At 46.3% G+C, this 12,255-nt stretch carries 10 protein-coding genes; 6 read left to right on the forward strand and 4 right to left on the reverse strand.

The window, feature by feature from the left end:
* Nucleotides 1-145: 145 nt before the first annotated feature.
* The 3 genes from eno to crcB form a co-directional block, all read right to left on the reverse strand.
* Nucleotides 146-1,435: a phosphopyruvate hydratase gene (gene eno / locus DXD78_RS01830; RefSeq protein WP_005826824.1), complete on the reverse strand. Its 1,290-nt coding sequence runs from the start codon at nt 1,433-1,435 to the stop codon at nt 146-148.
* Nucleotides 1,436-1,500: 65 nt separating this feature from the next.
* Nucleotides 1,501-2,169, reverse strand: coding sequence for a pentapeptide repeat-containing protein (locus tag DXD78_RS01835; RefSeq protein WP_009036784.1), 669 nt, complete (start codon nt 2,167-2,169; stop codon nt 1,501-1,503).
* A 13-nt stretch (nt 2,170-2,182) separates the two neighbouring features.
* Entirely contained in the window at nt 2,183-2,560 is a 378-nt protein-coding gene (gene crcB / locus DXD78_RS01840; protein ID WP_005826820.1) for a fluoride efflux transporter CrcB, read from the reverse strand.
* A gap of 725 nt (nt 2,561-3,285) precedes the next feature.
* On the opposite strand from crcB, the gene DXD78_RS01845 reads away from it, so the two are divergent.
* The 3 genes from DXD78_RS01845 to DXD78_RS01855 all read left to right on the forward strand — a co-directional run bounded on the left by DXD78_RS01845 (nt 3,286) and on the right by DXD78_RS01855 (nt 7,300).
* On the forward strand, nt 3,286-3,771 hold the full coding sequence (locus DXD78_RS01845) for a DsbA family protein (protein WP_005835937.1): 486 nt from the start codon (nt 3,286-3,288) through the stop codon (nt 3,769-3,771).
* A 218-nt stretch (nt 3,772-3,989) separates the two neighbouring features.
* A complete protein-coding gene (locus DXD78_RS01850; protein ID WP_009036785.1) occupies nt 3,990-6,152 on the forward strand; it encodes a glycoside hydrolase family 97 protein in 2,163 nt (720 codons plus the stop codon).
* Nucleotides 6,153-6,358: 206 nt separating this feature from the next.
* Nucleotides 6,359-7,300, forward strand: a complete 942-nt coding sequence (locus DXD78_RS01855) for an EFR1 family ferrodoxin (protein WP_005826810.1) — start codon at nt 6,359-6,361, stop codon at nt 7,298-7,300.
* A gap of 3 nt (nt 7,301-7,303) precedes the next feature.
* On the opposite strand, the gene DXD78_RS01860 is transcribed toward DXD78_RS01855, so the two are convergent.
* The gene (locus DXD78_RS01860; protein ID WP_005826809.1) at nt 7,304-8,110 is read right to left on the reverse strand and encodes a helix-turn-helix domain-containing protein; all 807 of its coding nucleotides are present in this window, start codon (nt 8,108-8,110) and stop codon (nt 7,304-7,306) included.
* 171 nt (nt 8,111-8,281) lie between these two features.
* Here DXD78_RS01860 and DXD78_RS01865 point away from each other — a divergent pair, with 171 nt between their 5' ends.
* From DXD78_RS01865 to gcvT, 3 genes are all read left to right on the forward strand, one after another.
* Entirely contained in the window at nt 8,282-9,694 is a 1,413-nt protein-coding gene (locus DXD78_RS01865) for an amidophosphoribosyltransferase (RefSeq protein WP_005826808.1), read from the forward strand.
* A 196-nt stretch (nt 9,695-9,890) separates the two neighbouring features.
* Nucleotides 9,891-11,114 carry a peptidase T gene (pepT, locus tag DXD78_RS01870; RefSeq protein WP_005835942.1) on the forward strand — a complete coding sequence of 408 codons (1,224 nt, stop codon included), beginning with the start codon at nt 9,891-9,893 and terminating at the stop codon, nt 11,112-11,114.
* A 31-nt stretch (nt 11,115-11,145) separates the two neighbouring features.
* Nucleotides 11,146-12,234: a glycine cleavage system aminomethyltransferase GcvT gene (gcvT, locus tag DXD78_RS01875; protein WP_005826806.1), complete on the forward strand. Its 1,089-nt coding sequence runs from the start codon at nt 11,146-11,148 to the stop codon at nt 12,232-12,234.
* Nucleotides 12,235-12,255: the final 21 nt, after the last annotated feature.

Raw genomic sequence — 12,255 nt, forward strand, 5'->3', positions numbered from 1 at the left:
AACCCATACTGAATCCCGTATTTTGCATTTACACAAAATATTTTATAGTGCCTTGATTTAAGGTTAAAAAGAGAAGGGGCGGACCGTGATGGTTCGCCCCTTCTGCTTTCTTCTTTATAAGCCCCGCCTTCCGGCAAATAACTCATCACTTATTACTTATAACTTTCTTATATCCATACACCGCATTGCTTCCCAGTTCTTCTTCGATGCGAAGCAGTTGGTTGTACTTTGCCATACGGTCTGAGCGGCTCAGCGAACCAGTCTTGATTTGTCCGCTGTTGGTAGCTACGGCTATGTCTGCGATAGTCGCATCTTCCGTTTCACCGGAACGATGGGAAGTTACGGTAGTATATCCGTGGCGGTGTGCCATTTCGATGGCATTCAGTGTTTCGGTCAGCGAACCTATCTGGTTTACTTTAATCAATATGGAGTTGGCACAGCCTTTTTCGATGCCCATTGCAAGGAAGTCCACATTGGTGACGAACAAATCGTCTCCTACCAACTGGCAACGGTTGCCGATACGGTCGGTCAGTTTTTTCCAGCCGTCCCAGTCGTTCTCGCTCATGCCGTCTTCGATAGAGTCGATGGGATACTTGTTGATTAACTCTTCCAGATAGTCAATCTGTTCGTCGGCAGTACGTTTCTTGCCTTTTTCACCTTCGAATTTGGTATAATCGTAGATGCCATCATGGTAGAACTCGGAAGAAGCGCAGTCCATGGCAATCATTACATCTTTGCCCGGTTCGTATCCGGCAGCCTTGATGGCGGCAATGATGGAGTTCAAGGCATCTTCTGTACCCTCCAGATTAGGAGCAAAACCTCCTTCATCGCCTACTGCTGTGCTGAGGCCACGGTCTTTCAGGACTTTCTTCAGTGCGTGGAACACTTCGGCACCCATACGCAAACCTTCGCGGAAGGAAGTGGCACCTACGGGGCGTATCATGAATTCCTGGAAAGCAATGGGAGCGTCACTATGCGAACCGCCGTTGATGATGTTCATCATCGGTACAGGCATCACATAGGTATTTGTACCACCGATATATCGGTAGAGTGGGATGTCAAGGTAAGCGGCGGCAGCCTTGGCTACAGCAAGAGATACGCCGAGGATGGCATTGGCACCCAGATTGGCTTTCGTTTTGGTTCCGTCCAGTGCAAGCATGGCATGGTCGATACCCATCTGGTTGAGGGCGGACATACCGATGAGCTTGGGAGCAATGATATTATTGATATTGTCCACGGCTTTCAGGACACCTTTGCCTCCGTAACGTTTTTTGTCACCGTCACGCAGTTCCAATGCTTCGTGTTCTCCCGTGGATGCTCCTGACGGGACAGATGCACGGCCTATGAAGCCGGATTCCAAGGTTACGTCTACTTCTACAGTTGGGTTACCTCTTGAATCGAGGATTTCACGTCCGATAATCTTCTCTATTTTCATATTCAGTCAATTTTAATTATAAACTATCTTACTAACAAATGAAAACAAGGAATTGTTTTTCGTTTTTAATCCTTTATTGTAATGCCTAAAAGAGCAGTCAGCTCCATGGCTTGGGAAGTATTGACGATGGCTCCCCGTATGTCGGGCAGGTTGAGGCGTATACCTCCTATGTGCGAGTCGCTCAAGTCGATTCCTCTTAGAGGGGTGTGTGAAAACTCGGATTCTACCAGCTCACAGTTTTCAAAGGCGATGGAGGCAAGTTTGCAGTTGTTGACGTCGCTGTTGCGCAAGTCACAAGAGGTGAAGCGGGCTTGATTGATTTTACTCATGGAAAGATTGAGGTATCTGGCATTGCAGTCCTTCATTGCCAGATGGTTCAATATTGTTTCCGGCAGATTGGTTCCCACCAGTTTGCAGGATATGAATTCCACTCTGAACAGAGAACTTTCGGCAAATGAGATGTTGGAAAGGTCGCAATGTTCAAAACGTACATCAGTGAAATGGCAGGATTTCAGTTTGCAGGCGCTGAATTGGATATGACTGAAAGTACAGTTGGTGATGCTTTTGTAGAAATACTCCATGTGTTCCTCTGTCCGCTTACCGAAGTGAAGGTCTCTGACAGTTTCTTCCGTATTCAGCCATTCTCCCAATGATTTGGAACTTTCACTTTGTCCCTCTAAGGTAGGAGGGATGATGCGTACGGGAGGCATGACAAAAGGCTTGCTGGGTTTCATAGGGGTGTTTGGGTTATATACAGCGTCCGAAGGCACCGCCGGCGAAGGCTGCCAGGACTCCTAATGTGATACTTAATAAGGTATATAAAGCAAACATTCCGTAGAATTCTTGCTTTATCAGAATCAGTCCGTCATTGCTGAAAGTGGAGAAGGTGGTGAATCCTCCGCACAGGCCGGTAGTCAGCAACAGCCGTACCTCAGTAGAAAGGTTGAAACGGGCGGATAAGGTATAGAATAGCCCGATGAGGAAACTTCCGAGGATATTGACTGTGAATGTAGCCCATGGGAAAGAGTAGGGGACTATGCGCTCGTGGAGCATCATCTGCACGCAGTAGCGCAGTACGCTGCCGGTACCGCCGCCAAGGAATATAGCTATCAGTAGTCTAGTCATAGGTTGTCTGGGGTTGGTTTTGGCTGCAAAGGTAGTGAAGACAAAGGAATTTCAGTAAATCATAGCCCGAAATTTCATAAAGCGATTCTGTACTGGAGGAAGTAGTTATTGGCGGGATGTATATAATTTTGATATTTGATATGAGTGATTGCCAATCTTGGTTCCGGATAGTTCGTGATGGGGCAGAAGCGATTTACTAAATCTTGGAGGAAGATTTAGTAAATCGTTGCCGGAGATTTAGTAAAATGTCCGGGAGATTTTAGTAAACGAGTAGAAGGGGCTTTGGAAGGATGACTGGTTTGTCTGTATTTTTGGATACGGTAATAACTTGTGAAACTTGAGCCACTCTTGAAATTGAGGTCTTAACTGTTCAAATGCCATATTGTAGAGACCTCTCTAGAACCTTGTCTTGATAATCAGCGATTTATTTTCATTGGCTGTAGAGATTGTACCCATTCCTTCTCATTCTCTTCCTGCCTTTCTTTCTTCACTTGTAGAGAAGGGTTGTTTTTAATTTGTTGTTTTTTAGAGTTTTAACGAAATTGGTTGTAGATGTCATTTCCTTGTATTCCCGTCATTCACACCCTAACTTTGCAACATCGAATTCAAGAGAATGAAAGTTTATCGTTGAGGCCTCACGATGGATCTCCACTTCTTGAAAGAGAGGAAAAGGCTTCGGCCTATTTATTACATTATTATATTAACTTTCTAAAACATTAAAAATTATGGGACTTCAGTATGTAGTGGCAAAGAGAATCTTTGGTTTTGACAAGGACAAAAATGTAAAGTATGTAGCTAAATCCGTAGGAGCGGGTGAATTGGATTTTGATAAGTTATGTGCCAAAGTGAGCCGTATTCTTGGTATTCACAGAAAGACGGTGGACTTAGTGGCTGCAGGACTGGTGGACATCATGTCGGAAGAAATAGACGATGGAAAGACTGTTCGTTTAGGTGATTTCGGATTGTTCCGCCCTTCTTTTGTAGGGAAGAGTGCTGATACGGAGGCTGGCGTTTCGGCCAGTAACATTGTCCGTAAACGTATTCTGTTTTTTCCGGGGAAAGCTTTTAGTCAAATGTTGGGCAATATGAGCGTCACCAAGATGGTGGTTCCCGATACGGACTATACGGATGGAAGTAGCAATGGTGGAGGGGATAACTCCAATCCTTCGGGAGGCAATGACGGGGACCAAGGTGAAAATCCTTTGGGATAATTCCAGTGCACGATTAAAGTTGTAAAAATATGGAGGGCGAAGTTTTCGTAGCGATACTTCTCCTTCTATTTTGTTTGTAGGCAGGATATTGTTCAAGGGAAGTTGGTTTTCATGCAAACGTTTGCCGACAAATCATCTATCATTTTAGTTTAATTGCGTCAGAGTGTATTTCTTTCCTGCCTATATTTGCATCTGGAACATAATTTTATAAATATAGCATGAGAAACATGAAAGCAATCTGTACAAAATTAGCCTGCTTCCTGCTCGTTTTGTTGGTGAGCGGCGTAGCAATGGCAGAGAGTATTACCTCTCCCAACGGACAACTTCAATTGAATTTTTCGGTAAATGCGCAAGGCGAACCCGTTTACGAACTTTCTTACAATGGAAAGCCGGTGATTAACCCTTCCAAATTAGGACTCGAACTGAAGAACGACCCCGGTCTGATGAATGGCTTCACGATGGCGGATGCAAAGACTTCCACTTTCGACGAGACTTGGGAACCGGTATGGGGTGAAGTAAAGCAAATCCGTAACCACTACAATGAGCTGGCTGTGACGCTCAACCAAAAGGCGCAGGATAGGAACATCATTATCCGCTTCCGTTTGTTCGACGATGGTATGGGCTTCCGTTATGAGTTCCCTTTGCAGAAGAACTTGAACTATTTCGTGATTAAGGAGGAGCGTACTCAGTTTGCCATGACTGGCGACCATACAGCCTTCTGGATTCCGGGCGACTACGATACGCAGGAATATGATTACACAGAATCCAAACTTTCTGAAATCCGCGGGCTGATGAAAGGGGCCATTACGCCTAACTCTTCGCAAACCCCGTTTTCGCCCACCGGTGTTCAGACTTCTTTGCAGATGAAGACTGCTGATGGTTTGTACATCAACTTGCACGAAGCTGCTTTGGTGGATTACTCTTGCATGCACTTGAATCTGGATGATAAGAATTTTGTTTTTGAATCTTGGCTTACTCCCGATGCAGTAGGCGATAAAGGTTATCTGCAAGCTCCCTGCACGTCACCGTGGCGTACGGTTATCGTAAGCGACGATGCTCGTGACATCCTTGCCTCTAAAATCACGCTGAACTTGAACGAACCTTGTGCTTACGAGGACGTTTCCTGGATTAAGCCCGTGAAATACGTAGGTGTATGGTGGGAAATGATTGCAGGTAAGAGCACCTGGGCATATACAGACGACCTTCCCTCCATCAAACTGGGTGAAGTGGACTACTCCAAAATGAAGCCCAACGGCCGTCACGGTGCCACTAACGAAAATGTAAAAAAGTACATCGACTTCGCAGCTGAGCACGGTCTGGACCAAGTATTGGTAGAAGGCTGGAATGAAGGCTGGGAAGACTGGTTTGGCAAATCCAAGGATTATGTATTCGATTTTGTGACCCCTTATCCCGATTTCGACGTGAAGATGCTGAATGAATATGCCAAGAGCAAAGGCGTGAAGCTGATGATGCATCATGAGACATCCGGTTCGGTGCGCAACTACGAACGTCACATGGACAAGGCCTATCAGTTTATGGTGGATAATGGCTACAATGCCGTGAAGAGCGGATATGTAGGTAATATGATTCCCCGTGGTGAACATCATTATGGGCAATGGCTGAACAACCACTACCTCTATGCCGTGAAGAAGGCAGCCGACTACAAAATTTGTGTAAATGCGCACGAAGCTGTACGCCCTACCGGTTTGTGCCGTACTTATCCTAACTTGATTGGCAACGAATCTGCACGAGGAACTGAATATGAGGCATTCGGCGGTAGTAAACCGTTCCATACCACATTGCTTCCATTCAACCGCTTGATTGGCGGTCCGATGGATTATACACCGGGTGTCTTCGATACCAAACTTGACTTTATGGGCGATTTGCCCCACGGACAAGTGCAGACTACACTTGCTAAGCAACTCGCTCTGTATGTAACTTTATACAGCCCGTTGCAGATGGCTGCCGACTTGGTTGAGAACTACGAAAAGCACATGGATGCTTTCCAATTCATCAAGGATGTGGCAGTAGACTGGGACGACAGCAAGTACATTGAAGCAGAACCGGGTGATTACATTACCGTGGCCCGTAAGGCAAAAGGAACCGGCAACTGGTTTGTTGGAGGTATTACAGACGAGAATGCACGTACAGCCAACTTTACGCTCGACTTCCTTGAACCGGGCAAGCAATACGTAGCCACTCTCTATGCCGACGGTAAAGATGCTGATTACAAGGAGAACCCTACTTCTTATCAGATAAAGAAGGGTATCGTAACCAGCAAGACCAAAATGTCCGTGAAGGAAGCGCGTAGCGGTGGTTTTGCATTGAGCTTGATTGAAGCGACTCCGGCTGACAAGAAAGCTGTGAAGAAGTGGAGATAATTTAGGGTAGAAAGAGTTTTTATTAGGCATTAGTGAGGCCCCGCAGAAGTCCAATCTTTGCGGGGCTTTTTTTTGTGTTAGGGTAAGCTCATTCTTATACCGTAAAAATAGCATCAAGACCCGAGTTTTTGGTAAGTCCGTTCTTTGGGGAAACCTTTATTTTTGCACTCAGATAACAGATTGCATAATCATTAAAAATCAGAGATATGAATACGGATAAGAAAATCAGTCGTCGGGAGGCTTTAAAGCGTATGGGATTTGCCGTGATGAGCAGTGCTATCGCATCTTCCGGCCTACTCTCGTTGGCATCCTGCGAAACAAAAAGGAGTAAGCGTATCATCTTTTATTTTACCGGAACGGGTAACAGTCTTTACATCGCCCGTCAGTTGGCTGGAGAGAACGCAGAATTGTTGAGTATCCCTCAGATGGTGAAACGGGGGAAGTATGAATTTGAGGCAGATGAAATCGGCATCGTTTATCCCATCTACGGTCATATGCCTCCCTATATGGTACGGCAGTTCATTCGGAAAGCAAAACTGAAGGCAGAATACAAGTTTGCTGTCCTCACCTATGGTGCAAGGAAGTGCGATGCGGTAGAGATTTGGGACCGTATATCCCGTAAAGCCGACAATGCGTTTGACTATATCAACACTATCATCATGGTGGATAACTGGCTACCCAACTTCGACATGAACGAGCAACTCAAGATAGACAAGCACATCCCCGAGAACTTGCAGAAGATAACGGCAGATATCAACAGTCGGCAGCATTGGCACGAACCGGTGACGGAGGAGGAACGGCAACAGCACCAAGGTTTTATGCAGCGGAGTGGACTCGACCCCGAGGTGGGCTTCCTGATGAAAAGCGAGAAGTTCTTTACCGTGACCGATGTTTGTATTGACTGTGGCATTTGTACCTACGTTTGTCCGCGCGGCAACTATGAGCTGACGTCGAGAGGAGTGAAGACGTCCGGTGACTGCGAGTTCTGTTTTGCCTGCATACAGAATTGTCCGCAGAAGGCTATTCAGTTCATAAAGCAGGAAGATGGCTCTTTTCCTGACGGAACGGAGAAGAACCCCAATGCCCGCTATCGTAATGAGCATATTTCGCTAATAGATCTGAAACGGGCAAACAATCAAAAACTATAATCATTAACCTCTGTATTTTGTCGGATTTACACCCAGATGTTGTTGTACGTAACGGCTAAAATAAGCAGGAGAGGAAAAACCGAACATATCGGAAATACGGACGAACGTTAGTGATTTGTCGCGCAGCAAACGCGAGATGTCGAGTGTGGTATAACGGTTTATCCAGTAGTTTGCTGTATAACCGCTTACTTTCTTGGAAACTTCCGAAAGATATTTGGAGGTGACACATAGGCAGTCGGCATAATAGGTCACTTCACGATGCTCGCGGAAAGTTCCGTTCTCCAGCATGTTGAGGAAACGGCTCATGATGGAAGCATTTTGTACAGAGATATTGTCCTCGCCATATAGATGGGAGTGGAAATCGAAGAAGTCGAGTATCAACATCTGTGTGGAGGCGATAAGCATATCGCGATGGAAATGATGGTCTGTATTCCGGAGTCTGTATTCCACTTGTTCAAAATCCCGGAGACATAGCTCTTGCTGTTCGGTAGTCAGGGACATGATAGGATTGAGAAATAGGGAAAGTTGCCCTTTCATGCCGTAGTTGTTCTGTGGTGTACTCAGCACCACAAAGCCCGATGCGATATAGATGACCTTTACGCGAAAATCTTCTGAAGGTTGAATTTTCTCTACCAGTTTTCCTTTGCGGACAATCATCAGGTCGCCGGCACGTAGCTCGCGCTCCTCTCCATTGTACTTCAATCGGCAGATTCCTGACAGACAGAGGGCGTGTGCAAGATAGCCACTGTATGCGTCCGTCCCCAGACCTTGAAGAGTATCGGCTATTATAATATTTGCGGTTTCTCCCATTATACAGTTGTTTGGTTTCGATCACAAAAGTATATGTTTCCAATAATATAACTTCTATTGTGGGCAAGAAATATATTGCCTTTTTTATTCATTTCAAATCTGCCCGAATTTCGCAAATTCTTCATACCTTTGCATCCGTTAATTTTAGAAACCAATAACAAAACAGAACTTATGGGAGGTTTTTTCGGAACAGTCGCCAAGGCAACAAGCTGTGTGGCGGATTTGTTTTACGGCACAGATTATAATTCACATTTAGGGACAAAACGTGGTGGGTTGGCTACATACGATGCAGAAACGGAGCAGTTTACCCGTTCCATTCACAATCTGGAAAGCACTTATTTCCGCACGAAGTTTGAGGATGAACTGGATAAGTTCAAAGGAAATTCCGGAATAGGAATCATCAGTGACACAGACCCTCAACCCCTTATCCTTAACTCCCACCTCGGTCGCTTTGCCATTGTAACGGTAGCCAAAATAGTAAATCTGCAAGAACTGGAAACAAAACTGTTGGCCCAAAACATGCACTTCGCCGAACTCAGTTCGGGCAAAACCAATCAGACGGAACTTATCGCCCTCCTTATTATACAAGGAAAGACATTTGTCGAAGGAATTGAAAATGTGTATAAGCATATCAAAGGTTCCTGCTCCATGCTGTTATTGACGGAAGACGGCATCATTGCCGCTCGCGACCGCTGGGGACGTACTCCGATTGTGATTGGCAAGAAGGACGGAGCGTATGCCGCCACAAGTGAGTCGAGCAGCTTTCCGAATCTTGGTTATGAGATAGACCGTTATTTGGGACCCGGAGAGATTGTTCGCCTGCGTGCCGATGGTGTGGAACAGATGCGCAAGCCTGATGAGGGAATGCAGATTTGTTCCTTCCTATGGGTATATTACGGTTTTCCCACTTCCTGCTACGAAGGTAAGAATGTGGAGGAAGTGCGTTTTGCCTCCGGTTTCAAGATGGCACAGACAGATAAGTCAGAGGTGGATTGTGCCTGCGGCATTCCTGATTCGGGTGTAGGTATGGCGCTTGGGTATGCCGAAGGTAAAGGAGTTCCTTATCATCGTGCCATTTCCAAATATACTCCGACTTGGCCTCGTAGTTTTACTCCCAGCAAGCAAGAATTGCGTTCGCTGGTGGCAAAGATGAAGCTGATTCCCAATCGTGCCATGCTCGAGGGTAAGCGTCTGCTGTTCTGTGATGACTCTATTGTCCGGGGGACTCAGTTGCACGACAATGTGAAGGTGCTGTATGAGTATGGTGCCAAGGAGGTGCATATCCGGATTGCTTGTCCTCCATTGATATATAGCTGCCCGTTTGTAGGATTCACGGCTTCCAAAAGCGACATGGAGCTGATTACCCGTCGTGTCATCAAGGAGCTGGAGGGTGACGAGAATAAGAATCTCGATAAGTATGCCACTACTGGCTCACCCGAATACGAAAAGATGGTGGACGTTATCCGCGAGCGTTTCGGACTTTCATCCTTGAAGTTCAATACGTTGGAAACTCTGGTTGAAGCTATCGGATTGCCTAAGTGTAAGATATGTACGCATTGTTTTGATGGTAGCAGCCATTTTTGATTGACATTTTGTCCTTAAGAAATAAAAAAGGGGCGTGAATTGCTTGGCAGTTCACGCCCCTTTTTTTATCTTTACAGCACAAAATAGTGGTTAATGATTAGTGATTAATGATTAATGCCATTCGGATAATGCTTTTCGCCAATTACTAATCACTGACCATTAATCACTAACCATTAATCACTAATCATTATTCATCATGACTTTAGTAGAACGTTTTTTAAAGTACGTAAGTTTCGATACTCAGTCCAGTGAAGAGACTGAGATTACTCCGAGTACTCCGGGGCAAATGGTGTTTGCCCGGTATCTGAAAGAAGAATTGGAATCTTTGGGTCTGGAAGAAATCACGTTGGACGAAAATGGTTATCTGTTCGCCACTCTTCCTGCCAATACAGACAAGCCGTTGCCCGTCATCGGCTTTATTGCCCACATGGATACAAGCCCCGATATGAGTGGCAAGAATGTTTCTCCGCGTATCGTGCAGAATTATGACGGTAAGGACATTGTTCTTTGCGCCGAAGAGAATGTGGTTCTTTCTCCTGCCCAGTTCCCCGAACTGCTCGACCATCAAGGGGAAGATTTGATTGTGACCGACGGCAAGACCTTGCTTGGTGCCGATGATAAAGCCGGTATTGCCGAAATTGTATCGGCGGTGGTATATCTGAAGGAGCACCCCGAAATCAAGCACGGTAAAATCCGTATCGGCTTTAATCCGGATGAGGAAATCGGTCTGGGTGCCCATAAGTTCAATGTAGCGCAGTTCGGCTGCGAATGGGCCTATACCATGGATGGCGGAGAAGTGGGTGAACTTGAATTCGAGAACTTCAATGCGGCCTCTGCCAAGATAAGCTTCAAGGGACGGAATGTGCATCCGGGCTATGCCAAGAATAAGATGATTAACTCTATCCGCGTTGCCAACCGTTTCATGTCCATGCTTCCGGCTGACGAGGCTCCGGAGCATACCGAAGGTTACGAAGGTTTCTATCATCTGATAGGTATTACCGGCGAGGTGGAGCAGACAACAGTCTCTTACATTATCCGTGACCACGACCGCACCCGCTTCGAAGAGCGCAAGAAGGAGATGGAACGTCTTGTGGCAAAAATCAATGAAGAATACGGTCCGGGTACCGCTACTCTGGAACTTCGCGACCAATACTATAATATGCGCGAGCAGATTGAACCGGTGATGCATATCATCGACACCGCTTTTGCCGCCATGAAGGCGGTAGGTGTAGAGCCTCGTGTAAAAGCCATTCGCGGAGGTACGGACGGCGCCCAGCTCTCTTTCAAGGGCCTGCCTTGTCCCAATATCTTTGCCGGTGGCTTGAACTTCCACGGCCGCTATGAGTTCGTGCCTATCCAGAACATGGAGAAAGCCATGAACGTCATCGTCAAGATTGCCGAGCTCGTAGCAAGCAAATAGATAATTCATAACTCATAACTCTAATAGTTCCATGAAAACCACTCCGTTTACCGAAAAACACATCTCGCTGGGTGCCAAGATGCACGAGTTTGCGGGATATAATATGCCTATCGAGTATTCCGGCATCATTGACGAGCATCTTACAGTATGTCAGGGTGTCGGTGTATTCGACGTCTCACACATGGGAGAATTTTGGGTGAAAGGTCCCCATGCTTTGGACTTTCTGCAGAAAGTGACTTCCAATAACATAGCTGCCCTCACACCGGGGAAAGTACAGTATACCTGCTTCCCAAATGAAAATGGAGGCATTGTGGACGACCTTCTGGTCTATCATTATGAGCCGGAGAAATACCTGCTTGTCGTGAATGCGTCGAACATTGAGAAAGACTGGAACTGGTGTGTGTCTCATAACACGGAAGGCGCTGAATTGGAAAATGCTTCCGAGCACATGGCACAGCTTGCTGTGCAAGGACCGAAGGCTATTCAGGCTTTGCAGAAGCTGACTTCCATTAATCTTTCCGACCTTCCTTACTATACTTTTACCCACGGTGAGTTTGCCGGAGAAAAGGATGTCATTATCTCCAATACCGGATATACCGGCGCGGGTGGTTTTGAACTTTACTTCTATCCGGAGGCTGCCATGAAGATTTGGGATGCCGTGTTCGAGGCAGGCGCGGAGTTCGGCATTAAGCCAGTTGGTCTGGGTGCGCGCGATACGCTTCGTCTGGAAATGGGATTCTGTTTGTATGGCAATGATTTGGATGACACCACTTCGCCCATTGAAGCGGGTTTAGGATGGATTACCAAGTTTGTGGAGGGAAAGAACTTCACCAATCGCCCGATGCTGGAAAAACAGAAAGCGGAAGGCACTACCCGTAAGTTGGTGGGATTTGAGATGATAGACCGCGGTATCCCCCGTCATGGTTACGAGCTGTATAGTACAGACGGTATTGCCATCGGTGTGGTTACCTCCGGAACTATGTCGCCTACCCGTAAGATTGGTATCGGAATGGGGTATATCAGACCCGAATACAGCAAGGTCGGTACGGAAATCTGCATTGACATGCGGGGACGTAAGCTGAAAGCTGTGGTTGTGAAGCCGCCGTTCCGCAAACAGTAGTTTGAATAAATGACTGAGAAT

This window comes from Bacteroides sp. D20 (assembly GCF_003436255.1).
Classification (GTDB): domain Bacteria; phylum Bacteroidota; class Bacteroidia; order Bacteroidales; family Bacteroidaceae; genus Bacteroides; species Bacteroides uniformis.

What these genes read in the sequence shown, in the direction of transcription:
- pepT (WP_005835942.1), top strand. Translation starts at nt 9,891, where the DNA reads ATGACTTTAGTAGAACGTTTTTTAAAGTACGTAAGTTTCGATACTCAG.
- DXD78_RS01860 (WP_005826809.1), bottom strand. Translation starts at nt 8,110, where the DNA reads ATGGGAGAAACCGCAAATATTATAATAGCCGATACTCTTCAAGGTCTG.
- crcB (WP_005826820.1), bottom strand. Translation starts at nt 2,560, where the DNA reads ATGACTAGACTACTGATAGCTATATTCCTTGGCGGCGGTACCGGCAGC.
- eno (WP_005826824.1), bottom strand. Translation starts at nt 1,435, where the DNA reads ATGAAAATAGAGAAGATTATCGGACGTGAAATCCTCGATTCAAGAGGT.
- DXD78_RS01845 (WP_005835937.1), top strand. Translation starts at nt 3,286, where the DNA reads ATGGGACTTCAGTATGTAGTGGCAAAGAGAATCTTTGGTTTTGACAAG.
- DXD78_RS01850 (WP_009036785.1), top strand. Translation starts at nt 3,990, where the DNA reads ATGAGAAACATGAAAGCAATCTGTACAAAATTAGCCTGCTTCCTGCTC.
- DXD78_RS01855 (WP_005826810.1), top strand. Translation starts at nt 6,359, where the DNA reads ATGAATACGGATAAGAAAATCAGTCGTCGGGAGGCTTTAAAGCGTATG.
- gcvT (WP_005826806.1), top strand. Translation starts at nt 11,146, where the DNA reads ATGAAAACCACTCCGTTTACCGAAAAACACATCTCGCTGGGTGCCAAG.
- DXD78_RS01835 (WP_009036784.1), bottom strand. Translation starts at nt 2,169, where the DNA reads ATGAAACCCAGCAAGCCTTTTGTCATGCCTCCCGTACGCATCATCCCT.
- DXD78_RS01865 (WP_005826808.1), top strand. Translation starts at nt 8,282, where the DNA reads ATGGGAGGTTTTTTCGGAACAGTCGCCAAGGCAACAAGCTGTGTGGCG.